The organism is Methylobacterium sp. WL64 (assembly GCF_008039945.1).
GTDB lineage: Bacteria > Pseudomonadota > Alphaproteobacteria > Rhizobiales > Beijerinckiaceae > Methylobacterium.
Genome location: NZ_VRVA01000087.1, coordinates 1 through 23,741 on the forward strand (window position 1 = coordinate 1; position 23,741 = coordinate 23,741).

General features: G+C 67.8%; 26 protein-coding genes, 2 tRNA genes and 1 pseudogene. 17 read left to right on the forward strand and 12 right to left on the reverse strand.

The genetic code is table 11. The features are described from left to right. On the reverse strand, nucleotides 1–326 hold a 326-nt coding region (locus FV242_RS24935), incomplete at its 3' end, for a biotin/lipoyl-containing protein (RefSeq protein WP_306440320.1). A gap of 252 nt (nucleotides 327–578) precedes the next feature. Further along, entirely contained in the window at nucleotides 579–3,254 is a 2,676-nt protein-coding gene (gene mdeB, locus FV242_RS24945; protein ID WP_147940802.1) for an alpha-ketoglutarate dehydrogenase, read from the reverse strand. A gap of 400 nt (nucleotides 3,255–3,654) precedes the next feature. Between mdeB and FV242_RS24950 the strand changes: the two genes are divergently transcribed. Next, complete coding sequence (locus FV242_RS24950) at nucleotides 3,655–4,143, forward strand: Lrp/AsnC family transcriptional regulator (RefSeq protein ID WP_147909750.1); 489 nt, start codon at nucleotides 3,655–3,657, stop codon at nucleotides 4,141–4,143. Between the two features lie 81 nt (nucleotides 4,144–4,224). Here FV242_RS24950 and FV242_RS24955 read toward each other — a convergent pair. Together FV242_RS24955 and FV242_RS35735 are read right to left on the reverse strand one after the other, a co-directional pair. After that, nucleotides 4,225–4,300, reverse strand: a tRNA-Ala gene (locus tag FV242_RS24955). 201 nt (nucleotides 4,301–4,501) lie between these two features. Beyond that, on the reverse strand, nucleotides 4,502–4,831 hold the full coding sequence (locus FV242_RS35735) for an FYDLN acid domain-containing protein (protein WP_306440321.1): 330 nt from the start codon (nucleotides 4,829–4,831) through the stop codon (nucleotides 4,502–4,504). A gap of 168 nt (nucleotides 4,832–4,999) precedes the next feature. Between FV242_RS35735 and aroA the strand changes: the two genes are divergently transcribed. The 3 genes from aroA to FV242_RS24975 all read left to right on the forward strand — a co-directional run bounded on the left by aroA (nucleotide 5,000) and on the right by FV242_RS24975 (nucleotide 7,163). Beyond that, entirely contained in the window at nucleotides 5,000–6,349 is a 1,350-nt protein-coding gene (aroA, locus tag FV242_RS24965; RefSeq protein WP_147940803.1) for a 3-phosphoshikimate 1-carboxyvinyltransferase, read from the forward strand. 4 nt (nucleotides 6,350–6,353) lie between these two features. Further along, a complete protein-coding gene (gene cmk, locus FV242_RS24970) occupies nucleotides 6,354–6,992 on the forward strand; it encodes a (d)CMP kinase (RefSeq protein ID WP_147940804.1) in 639 nt (212 codons plus the stop codon). A gap of 95 nt (nucleotides 6,993–7,087) precedes the next feature. Next, nucleotides 7,088–7,163 (forward strand) — tRNA-Lys (locus FV242_RS24975). A gap of 187 nt (nucleotides 7,164–7,350) precedes the next feature. Here the strand turns inward: FV242_RS24975 and FV242_RS24980 are convergent. Together FV242_RS24980 and FV242_RS36150 are read right to left on the reverse strand one after the other, a co-directional pair. Next, entirely contained in the window at nucleotides 7,351–7,632 is a 282-nt protein-coding gene (locus FV242_RS24980; RefSeq protein WP_147909753.1) for a PilZ domain-containing protein, read from the reverse strand. 196 nt (nucleotides 7,633–7,828) lie between these two features. After that, on the reverse strand, nucleotides 7,829–7,951 hold the full coding sequence (locus FV242_RS36150) for a hypothetical protein (protein ID WP_281407101.1): 123 nt from the start codon (nucleotides 7,949–7,951) through the stop codon (nucleotides 7,829–7,831). 183 nt (nucleotides 7,952–8,134) lie between these two features. On the opposite strand from FV242_RS36150, the gene FV242_RS24985 reads away from it, so the two are divergent. Next, nucleotides 8,135–9,160, forward strand: coding sequence for a hypothetical protein (locus FV242_RS24985; RefSeq protein WP_147909754.1), 1,026 nt, complete (start codon nucleotides 8,135–8,137; stop codon nucleotides 9,158–9,160). Between the two features lie 9 nt (nucleotides 9,161–9,169). On the opposite strand, the gene FV242_RS24990 is transcribed toward FV242_RS24985, so the two are convergent. From FV242_RS24990 to FV242_RS25000, 3 genes are all read right to left on the reverse strand, one after another. Next, nucleotides 9,170–9,355, reverse strand: a complete 186-nt coding sequence (locus FV242_RS24990; RefSeq protein ID WP_147853280.1) for a hypothetical protein — start codon at nucleotides 9,353–9,355, stop codon at nucleotides 9,170–9,172. 87 nt (nucleotides 9,356–9,442) lie between these two features. Next, nucleotides 9,443–9,784 (reverse strand): DUF1236 domain-containing protein, encoded by a 342-nt coding sequence (locus tag FV242_RS24995; RefSeq protein WP_147853279.1) that lies wholly within the window; start codon nucleotides 9,782–9,784, stop codon nucleotides 9,443–9,445. 78 nt (nucleotides 9,785–9,862) lie between these two features. After that, nucleotides 9,863–10,726, reverse strand: coding sequence for a formyltransferase family protein (locus tag FV242_RS25000; protein ID WP_147909755.1), 864 nt, complete (start codon nucleotides 10,724–10,726; stop codon nucleotides 9,863–9,865). A gap of 110 nt (nucleotides 10,727–10,836) precedes the next feature. On the opposite strand from FV242_RS25000, the gene FV242_RS25005 reads away from it, so the two are divergent. Beyond that, entirely contained in the window at nucleotides 10,837–11,571 is a 735-nt protein-coding gene (locus FV242_RS25005) for an SDR family NAD(P)-dependent oxidoreductase (RefSeq protein WP_147940805.1), read from the forward strand. Nucleotides 11,572–11,575: 4 nt separating this feature from the next. Next, entirely contained in the window at nucleotides 11,576–13,168 is a 1,593-nt protein-coding gene (locus FV242_RS25010; protein WP_147940806.1) for a cryptochrome/photolyase family protein, read from the forward strand. Here the strand turns inward: FV242_RS25010 and bcsS are convergent. Continuing rightward, complete coding sequence (gene bcsS / locus FV242_RS25015; protein WP_147940807.1) at nucleotides 13,135–13,863, reverse strand: cellulose biosynthesis protein BcsS; 729 nt, start codon at nucleotides 13,861–13,863, stop codon at nucleotides 13,135–13,137. The genes FV242_RS25010 and bcsS overlap by 34 nt on opposite strands. A gap of 298 nt (nucleotides 13,864–14,161) precedes the next feature. On the opposite strand from bcsS, the gene FV242_RS25020 reads away from it, so the two are divergent. Beyond that, entirely contained in the window at nucleotides 14,162–14,764 is a 603-nt protein-coding gene (locus FV242_RS25020; protein ID WP_281407102.1) for an exopolysaccharide biosynthesis protein, read from the forward strand. A 10-nt stretch (nucleotides 14,765–14,774) separates the two neighbouring features. On the opposite strand, the gene FV242_RS25025 is transcribed toward FV242_RS25020, so the two are convergent. Both FV242_RS25025 and FV242_RS25030 read right to left on the reverse strand, forming a co-directional pair. Continuing rightward, complete coding sequence (locus FV242_RS25025) at nucleotides 14,775–15,287, reverse strand: MarR family winged helix-turn-helix transcriptional regulator (protein WP_147853274.1); 513 nt, start codon at nucleotides 15,285–15,287, stop codon at nucleotides 14,775–14,777. Between the two features lie 162 nt (nucleotides 15,288–15,449). Beyond that, on the reverse strand, nucleotides 15,450–15,908 hold the full coding sequence (locus tag FV242_RS25030; RefSeq protein ID WP_147909760.1) for a DUF6163 family protein: 459 nt from the start codon (nucleotides 15,906–15,908) through the stop codon (nucleotides 15,450–15,452). A gap of 199 nt (nucleotides 15,909–16,107) precedes the next feature. Between FV242_RS25030 and hemB the strand changes: the two genes are divergently transcribed. The 9 genes and pseudogenes from hemB to FV242_RS25075 all read left to right on the forward strand — a co-directional run. Beyond that, nucleotides 16,108–17,166, forward strand: coding sequence for a porphobilinogen synthase (hemB, locus tag FV242_RS25035; RefSeq protein ID WP_147940808.1), 1,059 nt, complete (start codon nucleotides 16,108–16,110; stop codon nucleotides 17,164–17,166). A 35-nt stretch (nucleotides 17,167–17,201) separates the two neighbouring features. Next, the gene (locus FV242_RS25040; protein WP_246691991.1) at nucleotides 17,202–17,531 is read left to right on the forward strand and encodes a hypothetical protein; all 330 of its coding nucleotides are present in this window, start codon (nucleotides 17,202–17,204) and stop codon (nucleotides 17,529–17,531) included. 81 nt (nucleotides 17,532–17,612) lie between these two features. Next, nucleotides 17,613–18,104, forward strand: coding sequence for an RDD family protein (locus tag FV242_RS25045; protein WP_147940809.1), 492 nt, complete (start codon nucleotides 17,613–17,615; stop codon nucleotides 18,102–18,104). A 124-nt stretch (nucleotides 18,105–18,228) separates the two neighbouring features. Continuing rightward, on the forward strand, nucleotides 18,229–18,975 hold the full coding sequence (locus FV242_RS25050) for an arginyltransferase (protein ID WP_147940810.1): 747 nt from the start codon (nucleotides 18,229–18,231) through the stop codon (nucleotides 18,973–18,975). 120 nt (nucleotides 18,976–19,095) lie between these two features. Continuing rightward, nucleotides 19,096–20,436, forward strand: a complete 1,341-nt coding sequence (purB, locus tag FV242_RS25055; RefSeq protein ID WP_147940811.1) for an adenylosuccinate lyase — start codon at nucleotides 19,096–19,098, stop codon at nucleotides 20,434–20,436. A 20-nt stretch (nucleotides 20,437–20,456) separates the two neighbouring features. After that, entirely contained in the window at nucleotides 20,457–21,314 is an 858-nt protein-coding gene (locus FV242_RS25060; RefSeq protein WP_147940812.1) for a D-amino-acid transaminase, read from the forward strand. Nucleotides 21,315–21,400: 86 nt separating this feature from the next. Beyond that, entirely contained in the window at nucleotides 21,401–21,733 is a 333-nt protein-coding gene (locus FV242_RS25065; RefSeq protein ID WP_147909768.1) for a hypothetical protein, read from the forward strand. Nucleotides 21,734–21,876: 143 nt separating this feature from the next. Continuing rightward, a complete protein-coding gene (locus FV242_RS25070; protein ID WP_147909767.1) occupies nucleotides 21,877–23,169 on the forward strand; it encodes an adenylosuccinate synthase in 1,293 nt (430 codons plus the stop codon). 280 nt (nucleotides 23,170–23,449) lie between these two features. After that, nucleotides 23,450–23,741, forward strand: a pseudogene (locus FV242_RS25075) (histidine kinase); the annotation flags it as partial.

Here is a 23,741-nt window from a genome sequence, read left to right on the forward strand (position 1 = left end):
CGCTGCCCCTCTCCCCCCCTGCTTCGCGGGGTACCCTCCCCCGCAGAGGGGGGAGGGAGAGGCGCGTCGGCCGCCTCGCCGCCCTCCGCAGGCTCGACCAAAAGTATCGGCGTCCCCTCCGAGACCTTCGATCCGACCCCGACCAGAATTTCCCGCACGGTGCCGGCCACCGGGGAGGGGACCTCCATGGTCGCCTTGTCGGATTCGATGCTGAGGATCAGGTCGTCCACGGCGAGGCGGTCGCCCGGCTTCACCAGGAGTTCGATCACAGGCACGTCCCGGTAATCGCCGATATCCGGGAGGGCGATCTGCAGCGCGGCGCTCATGCGGGCGGGTTTCCGTGGCTTGTCTGGAGCGGATTGTCGTTTGGTGCGGGCGGGGCCCGGGGGGCCTCGCGAAGCGACTGCGACGTCCGGTGGCTTCCCACCCGCGACCTCATCCTGAGGTGCTGCGCAGCAGCTTCGAAGGAGATCTCCAGGGATCGCGCGGCCGGCTGGAGGGCTCCTTCGAGGCATCCGCTACGCGGACGCACCTCAGGATGAGGTCGCGGGTGGGAGTTCGTCAGGTCGCACTGGCCGTCAGATCGTCCAGGGCGCCGGCGTGTCCGCGTCGATCCCGTAGCGCCGGATCGCCTCGGCGACCGTGGCGCGCGGCACCATGCCGGCCTCGGCCAGCGCGTGCAGGGCGGCCACCACCACGTGCTGCCGGTCCACCTCGAAGAAGCGGCGGAGCGCGTTGCGGGTGTCGCTGCGGCCGAATCCGTCGGTGCCGAGCGTCACGAACCGGGCGCCGAGATAGGAGGCGATCAGTTGCGGGTAGGCCCGGACGTAGTCGGTCGCCGCCACGATCGGCGTCGCGCCCGGCAGCAGGGCAGCCACGTGGCTCTTGGGCGCTTCGGCCTCCGGGTGGAGCATCGCCCGGCGCTCGGCCTCTCGCGCGTCGCGTGCGAGCTCGCTGAAGCTGGTGACGCTGAACAGCTCGGCCGCGATCCCCCAATCCTGCGCCAGCAGGGCTGCGGCTGCGATCACCTCGGGCAGGATCGCGCCCGAGCCGAGGAGCCGCACCGCCGCAGGGCCGGTGTCCGGGCCCCCCAGGCGGTACATCCCCTTCAGGATGCCCTCTTCCGCGCCCGCCGGCATCGACGGCTGGGCGTAGTTCTCGTTCATGGCGGTGAGGTAATAGAAGGCGTCCTCACCCTCTTCCATCATCGCCCGGGCGCCGCGATCGACGATCACCGCCATCTCGTACGCGAAGGCCGGATCGTAGGCCCGGCAGTTCGGGATACCGGCGGCGGCGAGGTGGCTCGACCCGTCCTGGTGCTGCAGGCCCTCGCCGCCAAGCGTCGTGCGGCCGGCCGTGGCGCCGATCAGGAAGCCGCGCGCCCGCTGGTCGGCCGCCGCCCAGATCAGGTCGCCGACGCGCTGGAACCCGAACATCGAGTAGTAGATGTAGAACGGCAGCATCGACAGGCCGTGGACGCTGTAGGCCGTAGCCGCCGCGGTCCAGGACGAGATCGCCCCGGCCTCGGTGATGCCTTCCTCCAGCAACTGACCGTCCCGCGCCTCGCGGTAATACAGCATCGAGCCGGCATCCTCCGGCTCGTAGAGCTGCCCCTCGGGGGCGTAGATCCCCACCTGCCGGAACAGGTTGGCCATGCCGAAGGTGCGCGCCTCGTCGGCGACGATCGGGACGATGCGCGGCCCGAGATCCTTGTGCTTCAGCAGGTTGCCGAACAGGCGGACCACCGCGGTGGTGGTCGACATCTCCTTGCCGGCCGCCTCGAGGGCGAACCCAGCATAGGTCGAGAGCGGCGGCACGGTAACGGTCGGCGCCGTGCGGCGGCGGGCCGGCAGCACGCCGCCCAGCATTTCGCGGCGTTCGCGCAGGTACCGCATCTCGGCGCCGTCCTCGGCCGGCTTGTAGAAGGACAGGCCCTCCACCTGCGCGTCGGTGAGCGGCAGGGCGAAACGGTCGCGGAAGGCGCGGAGCGCATCCACGTCCAGCTTCTTGGCTTGGTGGGCGGTCATGCGCGACTCGCCCGCGCCGCCCATGCCGTAGCCTTTCTTGGTCTTGGCCAGGATCACGGTCGGGCGGCCCTTGGTGGCCTTGGCGGCGGCGAAGGCCGCGTAGAGCTTGCGGAAATCGTGGCCGCCACGCTTCAGCCGGTCCACGTCGGCATCCGACATGTGCGCGACGAGTTCGCGGACCTCCTCGTCCTCCCCGAAGAAGTGGGCGAGGTTGTAGGCGCCGTCCTTGGCACCGAGCGTCTGGTACTTGCCGTCCACGGTGTCGGCGAAGCGGCGCAGCAGGGCGTGGTTGGTATCGCGGGCGAAGATCCCGTCCCACTCGGAGCCCCACAGCACCTTGATGACGTTCCAGCCCGCCCCGCGGAACAGGCTCTCGAGCTCCTGGATGATCTGGCCGTTGCCGCGCACCGGGCCGTCCAGCCGCTGCAGGTTGCAGTTGATCACGAAGGTGAGGTTGTCGAGCTTCTCCCGGGCGGCGAGCGCGAGGCCGCCGATCGATTCCGGCTCGTCCATCTCGCCGTCGCCGAACACGCCCCAGACGTGCCGGGCGGAGGTGTCGGCCAGCCCCCGGTGGCCGAGATAGCGCATGAACCGCGCTTGGTAGACGGCGTGGATCGGGCCGATGCCCATCGAGCCCGTCGGGACCTGCCAGAAATCCGGCATCAACCAGGGATGCGGATAGGAGCAGAGGCCGTCGCCGGCGATCTCCTGGCGGTAGTGCTTCAGCTGCTCCTCGGAGAGCCGGCCTTCCAGGAAGGCGCGGGCGTAGACGCCCGGCGCCGAGTGCGGCTGGAAATAGACGAGGTCGCCGTCCGGACCGCCCTTGAAGAAGTGGTTGAACCCGACCTCGAACAGCTCCGCCGCCGAGGCGTAGCTCGCCACGTGCCCGCCGAGCTCGCCGTAGGCCATGTTGGCCCGCACCACCATGGCCAGCGCGTTCCAGCGCATGATCGAGGTGAGCCGTTCCTCGATGTCGAGGTCGCCCGGGTAGCGCGGCTGCTTCTCCAGCGCGATGGTGTTGCGGTAGGGCGAGTAGGGCAGGGCCTCGTCGAGGATGCCGATCTCCTTCGAGCGCCGCTCCAGCCGGTCGAGGATGAACCGCGCCCGGGCCGCGCCCTCGGTGCGGAACAGCGATTCGAGGGCGGCCAGCCAATCCTGGGTCTCGGCCGGATCGTGATCGACCTCGGCGGACCGCGCAATCGTCGTCCTCGGTGGTATGGCGTTCATGGGTGCGGCTCCCGATTTTGATCGGAGCATACGAGCTTCCCGGCGGCGGGATGTGCCGAATTTTTGTCGTCGAGGGCCGATGATTGGAATGTTTTGCTCGATATTTGCGTTACGACGGTCAATCGTACCGCTTGTGAGCCGCTAAAGTGGCTTCAAGATAAGCGACCCGGTCATTTCGCGGCGCCGCAGGCAAACAGGAACACAGGCAGAGCGAGATCCTGCACCCTCGGCGGCTCCGGATGACGGGGCGGCATTTGGGTTTGGGTGCAAGACCCAGGGCGGCCGGACGAACAGAGAATCGAAGGCGCTTGCCCGGCGCGCAGCGGTGCCGCCAAAAAACTTTCCTGCTGTCACGTGCTCAGCGGCATGCTATGCCCGTGGCAAACCGGAGAGCGAAACAATGGCCTCCCGACCGGCCCATCTCGACCCCGCCAGCCTGCGCATCCTCGAACGCCTGCAGCAGGACAGCGAGATCAGCATCGCCGACCTCGCCGAGCAGGTCGGGCTCTCGACCTCGCCGTGCTGGCGCCGGGTCAACGACCTGAAGGAGGCCGGAATCATCCGGGGCTGCGTCGCGGTGGTCGATCCGATGAGCCTCGGGCTCGCGGTGAACGTCTTCGTCCACGTCTCGCTGGAGAAGCAGACCCAGGCGGCCCTCCAGGCCTTCGACGAGGCGGTCCGCAGCCGCCCCGAGGTGATGGAATGCTACCTGATGAGCGGCGAGGCCGACTACATGCTGCGGGTGGTGGTGGAGGATCTCGGCCAGTACCAGCGCCTGGTGCTCGACCACCTCACGCGCATTCCGGGCGTTGCCAACATCCGCTCCAGCTTCGCGCTGGGTCAGGTGAAGTACACCACGGCGCTGCCGCTCGGGCACCTGACGCGGTGAACCGGCCGTTCGCGGAATAAAGTATTGTCATATCGGCCAGCGGAGCCGGCCTGAACCGGCGGCGTCACGCTGAAAGGAAAATGGTGGAGCCTAACGGGATCGAACCGATGACCTCTTCCATGCCATGGAAGCGCTCTCCCAGCTGAGCTAAGGCCCCACTTGTCCGCCGCGGTTTGGGTCCCGCAGGGTCTCGCCGACCGGCTGGCGTCCGGCGAGGCCGGTTCTATAGGCGGCTCTTTCCGCGGACTCAACCCCCTTTTTCGGGATTCTTCGTCGAAACGCCGAGCGTCTTGGACTCTCCACGGACGCTTCGTGAACTCTTCGAAGTCTGGGCGCCGGAACGGGTCGAGTTTCTTCGTCAGTCTCGAGATCGCTGCCGATCAGACCGCAAGCGTCGTCGCCGGGATTTTCCTCCCCGACGACGGTGTCGCCCCCGGCCGAATCCCGTCCTCGGCGTCGGCTGGCCGCGCCTCAGGGGTGGCGCCGCGACACGCCTGCTCGCCGCGAGGTATACCGCACCGCATCTCGGGCAGGCGACAGGCCTGCGGGCGCCGTCGTCGAACGTCGCGCCGCCACGCGGGCATTGGCGCGTCATGCCAAGTTCGTGGCGGGCCACGCACTGATACCTCGTCGCCTCCGCTGCCTTTAGAAGTCGCTCCCGGTAGTCGCGGCTCCCGCACCTGTCCATCGCGCTGCAGACCCCGTTTCCGGCGGGACGTCGGGGGAGCGCGACGGATGACGCGGGCCGGTGCGCGTGTTAACCGCGCCGCCAGCTCACGGTCCGATTGCAGCGCCGCGGCGCACCCGCACGACGCGCCGGATCCCGTCCCACCTGAGATTCCCGAACGGACATCCCGTGTCGCACGACTCGCCTCCACAGCCCCTCACCGCCGCACCGGGCAGTCCGCTCAAGGGGCGCCTGCGTCCCCCGGGCGACAAGTCGATCTCCCACCGGGCCATGATCCTCGGGCTGCTGAGCCAGGGCGAAACCCGGGTCGAGGGCTTGCTCGAAGGTGACGACGTGCTGCGCACCGCCGCCGCCGCGAAGGCGCTGGGCGCCGGGATCGATCGACTCGGCGAGGGGCGCTGGCTCGTGCGCGGCGTCGGCATCGGCGGCCTCACCGACCCGGCCGACGTGCTCGACTTCGGCAATGCCGGCACCGGCTCGCGGCTGATGATGGGTGTGGTCGGCGGCCAGCCGGTCACCGCGACCTTCGACGGCGACGCGTCGCTCCGCTCGCGCCCGATGCGCCGCATCCTCGATCCCCTGACCCGCATGGGCGCGCAGGTCCTGTCCGAGGCCGAGGGCGGGCGCGTGCCGCTGACCCTGCGCGGCCTCGACGAGGCGATTCCGATCACCTACGAGACCCCGGCAGCCTCCGCGCAGATCAAGTCCGCAGTGCTGCTTGCCGGCCTCAACGCCCCCGGCATCACCACGGTGATCGAGGCGGCCGCCACCCGCGACCACACCGAGCGGATGTTGCGCCTGTTCGGCGCCGAGGTCCGCGTCGAGCCGCACGGCCCGGGCGGCCACGGCCGCAAGGTGTCACTCACCGGGCAGCCAACCCTGCGCGGGACCGAGGTGGTCGTGCCGGCCGATCCCTCCTCGGCGGCGTTCCCCCTGGTGGCGGCGCTGATCGTGCCCGGATCCGACGTGACGATCGAGGGCGTGATGATGAACCCGCTGCGGACCGGGCTGATCACCACCCTGCTGGAGATGGGCGCGCAGATCGAGCGCGTGGCCGAGCGGGAGGAGGGCGGCGAGACCGTCGCGGACCTGCGTGTGCGCGCGAGCCGCCTCTCTGGGGTCGATGTCCCGGCCGAGCGGGCGCCCGCGATGATCGACGAGTACCCGGTGCTGGCGGTGGCCGCGAGCTTCGCCGAAGGCCGGACCCGGATGAATGGCTTGCACGAATTGCGGGTGAAGGAATCCGACCGGCTCGCTGCCGTCGCGGCGGGCCTTGCCGCTACCGGCGTCCGGCATAGCGTGGAGGGGGACGACCTTGTCGTCGAAGGCGACGGCACGGCTGCGCCCGGAGGCGGCACGGTTGCGACGCATCTCGATCACCGGATCGCCATGGCGTTCCTGGTGATGGGGCTCGCAGCGAAGGCTCCGGTCACGGTGGATGACGGGGCAATGATCGCCACCAGCTTCCCGAGCTTCCTGCCGTCCATGCAGGCCCTCGGCGGCCAGATCGGGGCCTGACATCATGCCGCTCGTCATCGCGATCGATGGACCGGCCGCCTCCGGCAAGGGAACGCTGGCTAAGCGACTGGCCGACCATTACCGGCTGCCGCATCTCGACACCGGGCTCCTCTACCGCGCCGTTGCGCTGTCCATGATCGATTTCGGCCTGTCCCTGGACGATTCGGAGGCCGCGTCCCGGGCGGCCCAGGCCCTCGACGCCGACAGGTTGGATGATCCGCGCCTGCGCGACCGCGCCATGGGCGAGGCGGCCTCGCGGATCTCGGCAGTCCCAGAGGTGCGCGCCGCCCTGCTGGCTTGGCAACGCCGCTTCGCGGCCGATCCTCAGGGCGCCGTGCTGGACGGTCGCGACATCGGCACGGTGGTTTGCCCGATGGCCAGCGTGAAGCTGTTCATCACCGCCTCGTCCCAGGAGCGCGCCCGCCGTCGCCACCTTGAACTCAGCGGACGCGGCGAAGCCGCGACCTTCTCGGCGATCCTGTCCGACATCGAGGCCCGCGACGCCCGCGACGCCTCCCGGGCCGCAGCGCCGCTGCGCATGGCCGACGACGCGGTCCGCTTGGACACCACCACCCTCGACCCGGACGCAGCCTTCGCCGAGGCCCGGAGCATTGTCGAGCGCGCTCGCGGGGACGGCGAATAGGCGCCACCCACAACCCCGTGTTGACCCCCCGGCTCCGCTCACCTATTGCGAACGCGCCGTCCCCGCGCGGCCGCCGCAGGGCGGTCCCCGGACGCGAGCGCGTAGCTCAGCTGGTAGAGCAACGGACTTTTAATCTGTAGGTCCTGGGTTCGAGTCCCAGCGCGCTCACCATGCAATTCACGATGATGAAGACCCGAATGAGATCGGGCTCCGGCTTGATCCGATCGCGTACGGATGACCAAAGCCGGCAGACGAGAAGTAAATAGTTAGAAAATCAGAAAAATTCTACGTTGTCCTTGTGTGTGCTTATCTTGTGTGCCGTGAAGATTGCGATTCGCAGTTTCGGGCCAATCGGTCCTCACACGCAGAACAGAACCCCGGCCGTCCGCTCTTTCCGCCAGATTAGTTTCACGGCGTAGCGTATTTCGGTATTCGCCAGCACGAGGTCGAACGCCGTCTCCAACGTGACAGCCTGGGAGCCGAGGAATTCCAGCATAGCGCCGCCGTCGGAAAGGTTCTGGATCCGGCAGGGAAAGCGCGATCCGTCGGGGTGCTGCGCGAAGGCCAGGAGCGCCGTTGCCTTGCGGTCGCTGGTGCGTCGCTCGACGAAGCCGCTCGGGGGCCTGGCGGTGCGGGGCATGGCCGAATGACCCTGGAAATCTCGGCCGATATGCCGCGATGTCAGTAAAAATGCGCCGAAAACACTAATGATCGATTGACTATGGTTGTATCTTCACGAAATTAAAGTTCCGGATTGAGCCTCCGACGTTGTGCGCGGATCGGCGCACGCCGCCCTCTGTCACGAGCGGCGTGCATCCGGCGATGCGCTGAGGCTGCTACCGACGCTCATCCTTGGGCATTGACGGTCCTTTGCCCGCCTTGATGAAGCGGCCGACGAACAACCCGACCGGGATCGACAGCAGGAACCAGTTCCGCAGGAATCGCAGCGACTTCGACACAGGTCGCTCTCCTCATCTCGATGTGTTGCGCATCAGATCACGATGCTCTGTGGGACCCAAACGCACGGTCCGACCACCGCGTTCGAGCCAGTTGCCGGAATCATGGCTTTTCCGATGCCGAGCCGGCAGGCTCGGCGCACAACCTCGACGCCCCCAGCACCCACGGGGCCCCGGAGACGATCCATGCGCATCCGCCCCCGCCTCGCAGTCTTGTCATGTCTCGTCTCGGCCGCCTTGCCGGCCACCATCCGCGCCGAGGCGCCCGGCGTCGCGCCCACCCCTGCAGCGCCCCCATCCTGGACCACGGGGCTCTCCCACGATGTCCAGGGCAGCGGCCTGCCGGGCCTCGACGGCGGCCACGCATTCCTGTGGAACCGTCCAGGGGGTTTCGATCCTGCTTCGACGCTGCGGGTCGACCGGCACATCCCGGAGGGGTCGGGAGAGCCGGGCCACACCTACAAGGCGCTGTGGGCGCTGGGCTCGTCGGGCCCGCAGAATGCTGGCTACGAGTGGACGATCACGGGCGAACTGCACAACCGGAGCCTGGCCAGCACCGGAGCGCAGAACGTTGCCGTTAACGGCACGATCTTCAAGGAGCCCAACGGCATCGGTCCGGTGGGGCCGTCCTGGGCCGGAAACTTCAACTGCGTGGACATGACCCAGGAGGCCGACCCGGTCGCCTCCTGCATCGGAGCCGAGATCGACGTTTCCGCGCAATCGCCGACGACGGATCGCAATCGCCAACGGGTCGGCCTTCAGATCTCCACGGGCGGCGTTCCGGGCGCCCACACCGGCTACGGCGTCCTGCTGGGCAACCTCCCCGGCTCGGTGACCGACCGTGGTTTCTCGTTCCAGGGGGAGGGCACCTACGGGATCGGGATCGACACCGCGGCCGGCCGTTTCACCGGTGTGCCGATCCTGCTGGGCGCGGGCCAGTCGATCGCGCTCGACGGCAACCGTGACGGTGCCTTCGCGCGCACCTTAGGCTTCGATGGCCGGGATCTGGTCTACGGGACCGGGAACGGTCCCGTGTTCCGGGTGAGCGATGGGGGACGGGTTCAGGCCGCCTCCGTCCGGGAGACGCCATCGAACCCGCCGCGGAGCAGCCGTGAGACCTGCTCGCCGGGCGATCATGCCTGGGACGAAGCCTTCGAGTATCGCTGCGTCGCCCCCGACCGCTGGAAGCGCGCTGCGCTCAGCGACTGGTGAGTGTGGTGCTCAGGCTCGGCGGAAGGGCAGGATCGCCACAAAGGCGGCAGCCGCGGCGCCGATCACGCGCAGGAGCGCAGAGACCGGACTGTCCGGCGAGATCACCATCCACTCGAACAGCATCGCCCCCGACAGGAGGAGCAGCACCGAGACGAGCAGCGCTTCGCCCGAGACCACGTATGGCTTGGCCTTCATGTATTTCCCCCTGGCGCTTTTCTTGATCGTTCGCACCAGGGTGTTAGCGGATCGGCGACCGGAAGGCGAACCAGCGCCGGTTCAGGCTCAGCGGTCGAAGATGCGTACCACCGCGCGGGTCGCCGGATCCACAACCACGACTTTATCACCGGGGGCCACGAAGTAGCCGTAGCGGCGCAGGCGCGGGTTCTGTGTATCGGTGAACGGCGCAAGTTCGACATCAGCCGGCACGATGGTACCCGGCCGAAGCGGGATCGATCCGACGATCGGGCCCGGGCCGACCGGACGGCGCACGATGTAGTCGCGCACGACGACCTCATCGTCGGGACCGAAATCGTCCTGATCCACGATCACGCCCTGCGCGAAAGCGGATCCGGTGAACAGCGCGGCAAGCCCGAGGGCTGCGGCGAGGCTTGCGCGTGTCGACATGCGAGGCTCCGTGACGTCCAGGACCCGCGGAAACACCGCCCATCACGAATGCGTTCCCGCACGCTACAACGCGCGGCGTCAGCGCCCGACCTGCGCGGCCTCGGCCAACGGCACCGGCGACCAGCGGGTGATCTGCACGTAACCGTCCAGCGCGGCGATCACGACGTGCCGGCGATGGCGGTGCACGACGGTGCCGGGCGTGTGCGGGTGGCGCTCGCGCCAGCCCTGCGCCGCGGCGACGTAGACCCGCGCGTCGCCCAGCCGGGCGATGGTTTCGACGGTACCGAATGCCCTGACCCGGCGCAGGATCGACTCGACATCCTGGCGGAAGTCGAGGGTCCGGTCGCCGTCGGTGGCCCGGGGCCAGTACGACCCGTCGCCCTGAGGCTCGGCACGTCGCCAGCGTGCGGCAAGGTCCTTGCCGATCGGTCCTGACGCGAGACGCCGGGCCGCCATCTGGCACTTCGCGAGCACGGTCTCGTGGGACTCGGCCGATTCGAGGCCGAAGATCTCCTGGGCCAGGATATCGCCGGTGTCGAACCCGTCGGCGAGCACGTGAGCCGTGACACCCCAGGTCTCGTACCGGTCCAGCACCGCGCGAAACAGCGGGTAGGGGCCGCGTCCGGTCGGTAGCGGTGAGGGGTGGATGTTCAATCCGTAGGCAACCCGTCCGCGCCAGCCCTTCACAAGCCAGGGATAGCCGGCGACAACCAAGGCCCAATCCTTGCCATGCTCTGCCTGAAGGGCCTCGATGTCGCGCTCGCGGATACGCGACAGTTGGATCGGCAGGCGCATCGAACGAGCGCGGGCGACCAGCACGTCGTTGTGGTCGTAGACGCCGTCGCAGGGCCGGGTGAACAGCTTGACCGGCTTCCAGCCGGCCTCGACGAGGCCCTCGAACACGCCGCCGAGGAAATCGATGCCGGCGAACGCGAACTTCATGCTTGCCGCCTGCGACCTTGTGCACGTGGAGAGGGTGGGCCGGCCGCCTGCCCGGCAACAGCACCGGCCTTACTTTGTCCGGGCCAGGTTGGGTAGCAAGAGGCCCGTGCGTGCGACAGGTTCTGATCTACGGAGGCACGGGGGGAATTGGCCTGGCGACCGCCCGGGTTCTGCGGGCGCGCGGCTACGCCCTGCATCTCGCGGCCCGGGACGGCGACCGGCTGGCGCAAGCGGCCGACGAACTCGGCGATACGACCTTTACGGCGGGGGACGTCGGCGATCCGGACTTCTTCGCAGCTGCCAGCGAGGCGGCGGGGCCTTGTCTCGCGGGTCTGGTCTACGCGGTCGGCACCATCAACCTGCGGCCGCTCGGACGGCTGACCCGGGCCGATGTGGAGGCCGACTTCCGCTTCAATGCGCTCGGCGCCTTCTCGGCCGTGCAATCCGCCGCAGCCGCACTCAAGTCCGGCGCCGGCGATTCGGGCTCCGGTGTCGTGCTGTTCTCGACGGTGGCCGTGGCACAGGGCTTCCCGGCGCACGCCTCGGTGGCGATGGCCAAGGGTGCCGTCGAGGCGCTCGGCCTGTCGCTTGCGGCCGAACTGGCACCGCAGATCCGGGTCAACGTGGTTGCGCCTTCACTGACCCGGACGCCGTTGGCCGCCGCCATCACCGGAAACGAGACTTTGGCCCAGGGAATCGCCGCCATGCACGCACTCCAGCGTCTGGGGCGGCCGGAGGATATCGCGGCGCTCGCGGCCTTCCTGGTGTCGGACGAGGCCGGCTGGATCACCGGGCAGGTAATCGAGGTCGATGGTGGGCGCGCCAACCTGCGCACGAAGGGCTGACGGGGTGCCGGCGAAGCTCGCTCGGCGGACCGGAGGGGTCTTACGGTTCGTCCTCGGCGATCAGCTGAACCGGCGCGTGTCGAGCCTGCTCGACCTTGATCCCGAACTCGACGTCGTCCTGCTCGTCGAGGTGCGGGACGAGGCGACCTATGTCCGCCACCACAAGCAGAAGATCGCCTTCCTGTTCGCCGCCATGCGCCATTTCGCGGCCGAACTGGAGGCCGAGGGTATCGCAGTCGACTACGTCCGCCTGACTGATCCCGGCAACACCGGCAGCTTCACGGGCGAGCTGGAGCGGGCTGTCGCTCATCATGCACCCGATACCGTCGTCGTCACCGAACCCGGTGAGTGGCGGGTCTGGGAGATGATGCAGGACTGGCGCGAGACGCTGCCCGTCCCGGTGGAGATCCGATCCGACAACCGCTTCCTGTGCCCGCGGGCGGATTTCGACCGCTGGGCCGAGGGGCGTCATCATCTGCGGATGGAGACCTTCTACCGCGGCATGCGGCGTCGGACCGGACTCCTCATGGATGGTGGCGAGCCAGTCGGCGGTCGCTGGAACTTTGATCCTGATAACCGTAAGCGCCTACCGAAAGGGCACCAGCTGCCGGACCGGATCGGGTTCCAGCCCGATGCGACCACCCGGGATGCCATCGCGCTGGTGGAGCGTGAGTTCGCCGGCCATTTCGGCGATCTCGCGGCCTTTTCCTGGCCGGTAACGCGGGCCGACGCGCTGGCCGCCCTCAAGCACTTCATCGAACAATGCTTGCCCACCTTCGGCGATTACCAGGATGCCATGAAGGCCGGTGCGCCGTACCTCTACCACGCGCTGCTCTCGCCGCCGCTCAACGCTGGACTGTTGACCCCGGAGGAAGTCTGCTGGGCCGCCGAGCGCGCCTATCGGGACGGCACTGCGCCGCTCAACTCCGTCGAGGGGTTCATCCGGCAGATCCTCGGGTGGCGGGAATATGTCCGCGGCGTCTACTGGGCGCGGATGCCCGAGTATCGGGAGACCAATGCACTGGATGCTGGAAGGAACCTCCCGTGGTTTTATTGGTCGGGTGAGACGAAGCTGAATTGCATCGCCAATGTGGTCGCCGATACCCGGCGCCACGCATACGCCCATCACATCCAACGCCTGATGGTGACCGGAAACTTTGCCCTGATCGCAGGCCTGGATCCGGCACAGATCGAGGAATGGTACCTGATCGTGTTCGCCGATGCCTACGAATGGGTCGAGCTGCCCAACGTGCACGGCATGGTGCTGTGGGCCGATGGGGGCGTGATGGGCTCGAAGCCTTACGCCGCCTCAGGCGCCTATATCGACCGGATGTCGGACTACTGCACGCGTTGCGCCTACGACGTGAAGGTCAAGGCGGGGCCGGACGCCTGCCCATTCAACTACCTGTACTGGAATTTCCTGATCGAGAACGCGGATACGCTGTCCGGGAACCCGCGCATGACGATGCCGTATCGGACCCTCCGGGCCATGAGCGACCAGCGCCGGGCCGAGATCCGTGCGGATGCGGGCCGTTTCCTCGGCGCCCTCGAATCCGAGCGCGCTCACCAGGGCGACCAGACCGCCAACGCCACGTAGGGTGAGGCGCTTCGCCGGGCCGTCTCGGTTTGGAGACCGGCCGACACACGGAAGCTGTAGCGGGCGATGGCGAAATCGGTTGCGTGCAAGCCGAGATTCCATTTCCGATAGCCCGTCTCGTCTCCGTAGACGCTGATTTCAGGGCCGAGATAAGCACCGCCTATCCGATAGCCCCAGGCCAGCCGTGTCCATAAACTGTCGCGCGTCGAGCCGGCGACAGCGGTCGCCTGCAGGAGCGTATTGTCCGTCGGGCGTGCCCAGATTTCGGCGTGTAGGCGCAAGCCATACGCGGCTGGCGAGACCGCCACGGCGCGCCCGTCGGCCAGCATCTCCATCGAGCCTTCAGGCCCCGCGAAGATTGCGGCCGTTCCCCAATCGAAGAACCATTGGTAACCGAGCACCGCGGCCGCGTTGAACGCGTAGCGCGTGCGCGGAAGGCCGAAGTCGCCGCGTTCGCGTTGCAGGCCGCTTCCGACGCTCGCGAGTATGACGAAGCCGTCCTGATCGAGGGGGCCGAGCCCGAGCTTCGCGCCGATGGTCAGGAACGTCGCAGCGCCGGCGTCGAGGCTGCCGAACAGAAGCGCATCGATCTCTCCGCCGCATGCCGGAGAAGCCTGCGCAAAGAAAAGAAAAGCCGCAAGGGCGGGTCCGAGCCGTCTGCTCCGGCTTATTACGAAGGCTTTGCTCCTGCACACGGATCCGTCCTGTGTGGCGAGCCTTATACCTACAGGCAAACGACGTAGAGTGCCGCTCTGCTCATCGTAGGTTCACTGGAAAATTACCTGAAGCTGCGCCAACGTGCTGTCCGAGATCTGCGTCGATTCGAAAATATGCTTTGATTGACGTAAGATATGCTTCAGGGTGAATCGAGCTGACCTCAGGTAGGGATCTCCGGCCGGGCGCCCACGATAAATTCGTGCGGCAGCCCCGCGCTTGGCCTGCCGGGTGATCTCGGCTAGAGCCCGCGCCAGGACAGCGAAGGTTGGCGGATCCTTGACTGCCGGTTCACGAACGTCGGACGTCCTCACTGTGCTGGCGAGCCAGGAGGGGGAGCGCCTTACCGTGGGCGACATCGTCGCGGTCCTGCGGGATCGCGCCTTCGCGCTGCTCGTGGTGCTGCTCGGCTTGCCGAACTGCTTGCCGATGCCGCCGCCGATCCCGCTGATCTGCGGGCTCCTGCTGCTGCTTGTGGCGGTTCAGATCGCGGCCGGCATGTCGGCGCCGTGGCTGCCACGGATCCTGCTCGGCCGATCGATCGCGCTCACCGATGTAAGGCGCGCCGTCACCCGGGCGGTGCCGATCCTACGGCGTCTGGAGCGCTGGTCGCGTCCCCGCGTCAGCGTGTTCGAGACCGCGCTGGGCATGCGCGGGATGGGGATCGCCCTGTTGGCGCTGGCGCTGGCGCTGATCGTGGCCGCACCGATCGTCGGGCAGATCCCTCTGGGGCTCGCCGTCTGCCTCGTGGGCCTCGGCCTCGTCGAGCGCGACGGCCTTGTCGTCATGGGCGGATTGGTGATCGGCCTCTTCGGCGTCGCCATCAATGCGGGCTTCGCCTACGCGGTCATCGCCGGGATCGTTAGCCTCCTGAACCTTTAAGCCGCACGGATCAGAGCCGGTAACGGATCTGGTCGGTCCAGAAACGCTCGAGGCGGCCCAGAGCCGTATTCAGCCGGCCGAAGTCGTCGTCCGAAATGCCTCCGATTGGCGCGATCGTGCGGGCATGCTTGTCGTAGAGCCCCTGGATGATCTCGTGGACCTGCTGGCCCTTCTCGGTCAGGCTGATCCGGACCGAACGACGGTCGGTCTTCGAGCGGGCGTGGTGCAGGTAGCCGGCCTCGACGAGCTTCTTGACGTTGTAGGAGACGTTGGAGCCGAGATAGTAGCCCTTCGTCCGCAATTCGCTCGCGGTCAACTCCTTGTCGCCGATGTTGTACAGGAGCAGCGCCTGGACGCTGTTGACGTCTTCCCGGCCGCGGCGCTCGAACTCGTCCTTGATCACGTCCAGCAGCCGGCGGTGCAGCCGCTCGACCAAGTGAAGCGCCTCCAAGTAGGAGCCCTTGGCGGACGGGGTCTCCTCGGGGGCCTCGCTCTTCGCGACACGGGCGCTCTGGGTCTTCATCGTCTGCCTCACCGTCTGATGCCGCGGCGCCCGTTCGATGCGGTGCCGCTGATGATGGCTAAGCTACGTACCGGGAATGAAAGGCGATTTAAGCGACAGGATGAATTCCCGATTTACTCTTCGCGGTAAAGACAAACTGAAGCGAAGATCAGAACGCTTCGTTCACCGTGCTTCCTGGGCGGCCAGCCAGGACAGCATGAAGTACATCAGCACGACGGTGAGGCCGAATACGAGCAACGGCACCGGCATCGGCACAAGTTGCGGGGTCAACACCGCCAGCGTCATCGCGGATGTCACGGCCAGCAACCAGATCACGCCGCCCCACGCGCTCGTCAGCCACAGGCCGATGGCGGCCGACGCGTCCACCACGGCGAAGTAGACGATCGCGGCCTGGCGGCCGAACGGCTCGATTTCGAAGGGGCGCGACTCTGGCATGACGTCGAGGATCGTCGCCCAGGACGCGATGCTCTTGGCCAGCCAGAACAACGCGGTGATCCGCATGAACCAGACGAGGACCGTGTCCCATGTCCCGGGAGCCGGCCCCGGCGCGCGCTCGATCCGGTCGGTGGGCGTATCGCCCGGCCGAACACCCTTGCGCCGGATCGGGAAGGAGGCGGGCACTACGGCGTGTCCGTGGGTGAGAAAAGCCAATGCATCGTCGGGGCCGCGATTGATGGGGGATGCGCTGGGTTGAATCGGTTCCGGCGCCCTGCGTCAACGGTCTGATTTCACCGTGCTCGGAGGGTGTGCTAGTCCGACAGCCCCAGCGCCGATGCGCCGCGCGACCCACGCTTCACCGCGCGCACGATACCGAAGCCGCATGTCAGACACCTTGCCAGAGCCGCGCCCGATCGCCCTGGAGGCCGCTCGCGAGAGCGCGCGTCCGGAAGTGCTGAAGATCACGCAGCGCCCGCGCCGCAACCGAAAGGCGGAGTGGTCGCGGCGGTTGGTGCGTGAGCATACGCTCACGGTCGACGACCTGATCTGGCCGATGTTCGTGATCGAGGGCGAGGGTCGGCGAGAGCCGATCGCCTCGATGCCAGGGGTCGAGCGGCTCTCCGTGGACGAGATCGTACGCGACGCGGAACGTGCGGCGCGGCTCGGCATCCCGGCGGTTTCGTTCTTCCCCTACACCGAGGTCGCGCTGCGCGATCCGACCGGCTCCGAGGCGCTCAACGCCAACAATCTGGTCTGCCGCGCGGTGCGGGCCGTGAAGCGGGCGGTGCCCGAAATCGGCGTGATGACCGACGTGGCGCTCGATCCCTATACCAGCCACGGCCACGACGGGCTGATGAAGGACGGCGCGATCCTGAACGACGAAACGGTGGCGATCCTGGTGGAGCAGAGCCTGATCCAGGCCGAGGCCGGCACCGACATCATCGCCCCTTCTGACATGATGGACGGGCGCGTCGGCGCGATCCGGGCCGGGCTCGACAAGGCCGGCTTCCTCGACGTGCAGATCATGGCCTACGCGGCCAAGTATGCGAGCGCATTCTACGGGCCATTCCGCGATGCGATCGGCACCCAGGCAGCGCTGGTGGGCGACAAGCGCACCTATCAGATGGACCCGGGCAACTCTGCGGAGGCTCTTCACGAGGTCAGGCTCGATCTCGCAGAGGGAGCCGACTCGGTGATGGTGAAGCCGGGGCTGCCCTATCTCGACATCATCCGGCGGGTACGGGACGAGTTCCAGGTTCCGACCTTCGCGTATCAGGTGTCCGGCGAGTACGCGATGATCGAGGCGGCGGCCCGCAACGGCTGGCTCGATGGTGACCGCGCGATGGTGGAGGCTCTCCTCGCTTTCAAGCGCGCCGGTGCCGATGGGGTTTTGACCTACCACGCGCCCCGGGTCGCAGAGCGCCTGCGCACCATCCGGTGAGGCATGGGCGCCGCTGGCTCCTCGGAGCGGCGGTGGTGGCGGGTTTCCTAGGGGGGCTCGCGGCCTGCCAGGACACGCTCCGCCAGGAACGCGTCGCGACCTGCCGGCGTGCTCTCCCGGCTGTGGCGCCGCAGCCCGGCATCCGGTTGCTGCGCGCCGCGCCGGGGCCAGCCGCGGATACTGTCCGGGTCGATTATGCCGAGGGCAACCGTCAGCATTGGCTGACTTGCCGCTTCGATGCTGGCGCGACGCTCATCGCGCTGGCCACCGAGGGGAGCAGCCTGTCCGGTTCTTCGCTCTACCTGCTGAAGCGGTTCTACCTCGACACGCCGGACGCGGAGGCCGATGATCCGGCGCAGCGCTGAACGCACGCGCATCCGCTCTTGCGGCGGTCGCTTTCCGCACCCACGTTTCGATCGGCCGCCTCGCTTGCAGGACGCGACACCATGCAGAATCCCCAACCCGGTTATGCCGAGCAGCGCTACGAGGCCCCCGGCTACGCGGCTTCGCTGCCCATCCCGTTCGTGCGTGCCAGCCTCGGGGCCCGCACCGTCGCGTACCTCCTCGATATCCTGTTCATCTTCGGCTTCACCACTCTGTTGACGCTGTTGATCACGGTCGTCGGCGTGGTGACCTTCGGGCTCGGCTGGACCTTGTTTGCGGTGCTTCCGGCGAGCGGCGTGATCTACAGCGCAATCACGGTGGGAGGAGCCAAGCAGAGCACCATCGGGCAGCGCCTGATGGGCCTCCGGGTTGTCGCCCCCGAGCGCGGCGGCCCCGTGGACTTCATCAGCGCGGCTGTCCACGCGCTGCTGTTCTACGTTGCGGTCTCGACCTTCCTTCTGTGGTGCCTCGATGTCGCGTTCGGCCTGATGCGCGCCGATCGACGCCTGGGCCACGACCTGCTGCTCGGCCTGGCCGTCGTCCACGACCGCTGAGATCCCGTAGGCGCGACGAAATTCTCATGCGGCGAGCGGCCGGGGGCATTGAGCCCGGCCGCGTCGCCTGTACATTGGTACGCCGGCGCCGCAAGGACCACCCGGTGCAGGGCCAAGACCAAGCGTGACGAGTCACCCGCGCGACACTCCGCAATTCTACCTGACCGCGCCTTCGCCGTGCCCGTACCTTCCGGGCCAGGAGGAGCGAAAGGTGTTCACGCATCTGGTCGGGCGCCGTGCCCGGGACCTCAACGAGATCTTGACCCAGGGTGGCTTCCGCCGCTCGCAGACCATCGCGTATCGCCCGGCCTGCGAGACCTGCCGCGGCTGCATCTCGGTGCGGGTGGTGGTGGATGACTTCCAGCCGACCGCCAGCCAGAAGCGGATCCTGGCGCGCAACGACGACTGGATCGGCGCGCCGGAACCGAATCGCCCAGCCTCGGAGCAGTACGCTCTGTTCCGCCGTTACCTCGACGCCCGCCACGGCGATGGCGGCATGGTCGACATGACGGTGCTCGACTACGCCATGATGATCGAGGACAGCCACGTCGACACGCATCTGGTGTCGTACCGGCGGCGTGGTCCGGACACGGCGATTACCGGCCGCGGGTTCGGCCCGCCGCTCGCCTACTGCCTCACCGACGTCCTCGCGGACGGCCTGTCGATGGTCTACTCGTTCTACGATCCGGAGGAGGCCGGGCGCTCGCCGGGCACCTACATGATCCTCGACCACATCCAGCGCGCCCGTCGCCTCGGGCTGCCGTATCTCTACCTCGGCTATTGGGTCGAGGGCTCGCGCAAGATGGATTACAAATCCCGGTTTCGCCCGCAGGAGCGCCTGATGGGACAGGGCTGGGTCCGCGTGCCCTGACCGGGATCGACATCAAACGGCATGCTCTCGCGTGGCGCTGGCCTGCGTGAACCGCATTGAGCGGCCGGGCCGCCGCATGCTACCGGCCACGCACGAACTCCGGACCGTGCCGAGGCCCCCATGATCCCCCGTTACAGCCGCCCGACGATGACGGCGATCTGGTCGCCCGAGAGTCGCTTCAAGATCTGGTTCGAGATCGAGGCCCATGCCACCACGGCGCTGGCCGAGATCGGTGTCGTGCCGAAGGCGGCGGCGGAGACGATCTGGGCCAAGGGCAAGGATGCGGCGTTCGACGTGGCCCGCATCGACGAGATCGAGGCGGTGACGAAGCACGACGTCATCGCGTTCCTCACCCACCTCGCCGAAATCGTCGGCCCGGAGGCGCGCTTCGTCCACCAGGGCATGACCTCGTCGGACGTGCTCGACACCTGTCTCAACGTCCAGCTCGTGCGCGCCGCCGACATCCTGATCGCCGATGTCGACGCGCTGCTGGCGGCCCTGAAAAGCCGGGCGCTGGAGCACAAGCTCACCCCCACCATCGGCCGCTCACACGGCATCCATGCCGAGCCGGTGACCTTCGGCCTCAAGCTCGCACAGGCCTATGCCGAGTTCGAGCGCAACCGCCATCGCCTGGTCGCAGCCCGCCAGGAGGTCGCCACCTGTGCGATCTCGGGCGCGGTCGGCACCTTCGCCAACATCGATCCGCGGGTCGAGCAATACGTCGCCGAGAAGATGGGCCTGACCGCCGAGCCGGTCTCGACCCAGGTCATCCCGCGCGACCGCCACGCGATGTTCTTCGCGACGCTGGGCGTCGTCGCCTCGTCACTCGAGCGCTTGGCCATCGAGATCCGCCACCTGCAGCGCACCGAGGTGCTCGAGGCGGAGGAGTTCTTCTCCGAAGGTCAAAAGGGATCTTCGGCGATGCCGCACAAGCGCAACCCTGTGCTCACCGAGAATATCACCGGCCTCGCCCGGATGGTCCGGGGCTACGTCGTCCCAGCCATGGAGAACGTGGCGCTCTGGCACGAGCGCGACATCTCGCATTCCTCCGTAGAGCGGATGATCGGCCCGGATGCTACGGTGACCCTCGATTTCGCGCTGGCCCGCATGACCGGGGTGATCGAGAAGCTGCTGATCTACCCGGCCAACATGCAGAAGAACCTCGACCGCCTTGGCGGCCTGGTCCATTCGCAGCGGGTGCTGCTGGCGCTCACCCAGGCCGGCGTGTCCCGCGAAGATTCATACCGGCTGGTCCAGCGCAACGCGATGCCGGTCTGGCGCGGGGAGGGCGACTTCCTGGCTCTGCTGAAGGCGGATGCCGAGGTGACGGCGGCGCTGACGCCCGAGCAGATCGAGGAATGCTTCGACCTCGGCTATCACTTCAAGCACGTCGACACGATCTTCGCGCGCGTCTTCGGCGCAGCCCGAAAACCGCTGCACGAATCCTGCTTGGGCCCGTGACGAACACAGGAAGGCAATCCGTGACCGCTCCCCGCATCGTCTACCTCAACGGCGTATTCCTTCCTTTCGAGGAGGCGCGCGTACCGATCATGGACCGTGGCTTCCTGTTCGCGGACGGAATCTACGAGGTCTCGGCGATTATCGACGGCAAGCTCGTCGACAACGCCGCGCATCTCGCCCGCCTGGATCGCTCGCTCGGCGAGATCGGCATCCGCAACCCGCACGACGCGGCCGGATGGGAGAAGCTGCAGACCGAGCTCGTCGCGCGCAACGGCGTCCGCGAGGGGCTCGTCTACATGCAGGTCACCCGCGGTGTCGCCGAGCGCGACTTCGCCTTCCCGAAGGCCGGGACAGAGCCGACCGTGATGATGTTCACGCAGGCCAAGACCGTCCTGGCCAACCCGCTCGCCGAGACCGGCGCCCGGGTCATCACCGTCGAGGACCTGCGTTGGAAGCGGCGGGACATCAAGTCGGTCGCCCTGCTGGCGCAGGTTCTCGCCAAGCAGCAGGCCGCCGAGGCCGGTGTCGCCGAGGCCTGGATGGTCGAGGATGGCGCCGTGACCGAAGGCTCGTCGTCCACAGCGTTCATCGTGAGCCGCGAGCGCGTGCTCGTCACGCGGCCGCTCTCGACGGCGCTGCTGCCGGGCATCACCCGGGCCTGCGTGTTGAAGCTCGCCGGGGAGGCTGACCTCAAGGTCGAGGAGCGGTTGTTCTCGGTCGCCGAGGCCTACGACGCCCAGGAGGCGTTCTACACCAGCGCCTCAGCCTTCGTGATGCCGGTGGTCGAGATCGACGGCCGGTCGATCGGCGAGAGCGGCCCCGGTCCGCTGACCCGGCGCCTGCGCGAACTCTATATCGAAGCCGCGCGTCAGGGTTGAGTGGCCCGGGCCACGCAGCAAACAGGAACGGATCCGACACAAGTCTGTTGCTCTCGGAACTCGTGTTCCAAGAGGGGAGACCAACCTTGTCGCGGAAAATCCTGCTCGCCGCTTTTGCGGCGGCCCTGTTTGCTGTTCCTGCCTATGCCCAGAACCCGGATGCGCCGCTGAAAGGCCGCGATACCGATCCGGCCCTGCCGCCATCGACCCAGACGCCACCGGATCGCGTCCGCCCCAGCGCCGACGCGCCACCCAAGGATCAGTCGCTCAGCGACAAGCTCCAGAAGAACGACGGTGTGATCAAGCCGCCGGAGTCCGGCACCACCGGCACCGTGGTGAAGCCGGACGAGACCGGTTCGATGCCGGTGATCAAGCCGCAGGAACTCCCCGGCCGGAACTCCGGCACCGAGGCGAAATAAGCGCGTTCCGCGGAGCGTGCGGGCTGCAATGTGGCAGCCTTGCTTGATTTCGCCGCGCGGATCGCGGAAACGGCTCAAGACGTACGCAGCCCGCACCCGTGGGCTGCTCCGTCCCGGTTTCCGTCGCGGGTAAGCAGGCAGGCATGGCCAACGTCGTCGTTGTAGGCGCCCAGTGGGGTGACGAGGGCAAGGGCAAGATCGTCGACTGGCTCTCCGAGCAAGCCGACATCGTCGTCCGGTTCCAGGGCGGCCACAACGCCGGCCACACGCTCGTCATCGACGGGGTGACGTACAAGCTGGCGCTCCTGCCATCCGGGGTCGTGCGCGGCGGTAAGCTCTCGGTGATCGGCAACGGGGTCGTGGTCGATCCCTGGCACCTCGTGGACGAAATCGAGCGCATCAAGGCGCAGGGCGTCGAGGTTTCGCCTGCTTCGCTGCGGATCGCCGACAACGCCACGCTGATCCTGCCGCTCCACCGCGAACTTGATCATTTCCGTGAGACTGCCAACGCCGGCCTGAAGATCGGAACCACGAAGCGCGGCATCGGGCCCGCTTACGAGGACAAGGTCGGCCGCCGCGCGATCCGGGTGGTCGATCTGGCCGATATCGATGCGCTGCCGGCCAAGATCGAGCGGGTTCTGACCCACCACAACGCGCTTCGGCGCGGCCTCGGCATCGAGGAGGTGAACGCCGAAGCGCTGCTCGCCGAACTCACCGCGATCGCGCCCAAAATCCTGCCCTTCGCAGACACCGTCTGGTCGCTCCTCGACGACCAGCGTCGGGCCGGCAAGCGCATCCTGTTCGAGGGCGCGCAGGGCGCGCTGCTCGACGTCGATCACGGCACCTACCCCTTCGTCACCTCCTCGAACATCGTGGCCGCTCAGGCGGCGACGGGGTCCGGCCTCGGCCCGGGCGCGATCGGCTACGTGCTCGGCATCGCCAAGGCCTACACGACCCGGGTCGGCGAGGGGCCGTTTCCCACCGAGCTGCATGACGAGATCGGCGAGACCATCGGCGCCCGTGGCCGCGAGTTCGGCGTCAACACCGGCCGCAAGCGTCGCTGCGGCTGGTTCGACGCGGTCCTGGTGCGCCAGACGGTTCGGACCTCCGGCATCCATGGCATCGCGCTCACCAAGCTCGATATCCTCGACGGGTTCGACGAGATCCGCGTCTGCACCAGCTACAAGCTCGACGGGCAGACGATCGACCACCTGCCGGCGAGCCAAGCCGCGCAGGCCCGGGTCGAGCCGGTCTACGAGACCATTCCGGGCTGGTCGGAGACGACTGCGGGCGCGAGATCCTGGGCAGATCTGCCGGCGCAGGCCATCAAGTATGTCCGCCGGATCGAAGAGCTGATCGGGGCGCCGGTGGCGCTGCTGTCGACGTCGCCCGAGCGTGACGATACCATTCTGATGCAGAATCCCTTCGAGGATTGAGGCCGAAGCCCTATCCCGTTGATGACGCACCTTTTCTGCTGTTCGGCATGTATCCAGCCCGCGTCCGCTTGATCTAGAACCAGCCTATGGCGGGCGTCGGTCTCGTGGATCGACCGCCCGGTACGATTTCGGAGGAACCGACTCGCGGGTGACGATCCGCGCGGCGGGCAGACATCACCGGCCGGCGGCCGATCCCGATCGTCGGTTCGGGAACGAACGTCGGTCCTCGGCCATCGACCGGTCCTGCCGGGCGACGGCCGAAGGCGCGGACCTGGGCAACATGGCCGATTATTACCCGCTTCTGGCACGCGCGCTCGATGCGCTGCCCGACCGATCACCCGCCCTGCGCAAGGCGGTCTACGACCGCGCCCGCAACGCCCTCATCAGTCAGCTCCGCTCGCTGGACCCCCCGCTCTCGGAAGCGGATATCGATCTCGAACGCCGGGCGCTCGACACTGCGATCGAACGGCTCGAAGTCGATCACGGGGGGCTTCCGGCGCCGGCCAACGACGCCGCGGTCGCCCCGCCGGAGACAAGCCCCCGGCCGGCCCCGCCCGCGGAGATCCCAGAGC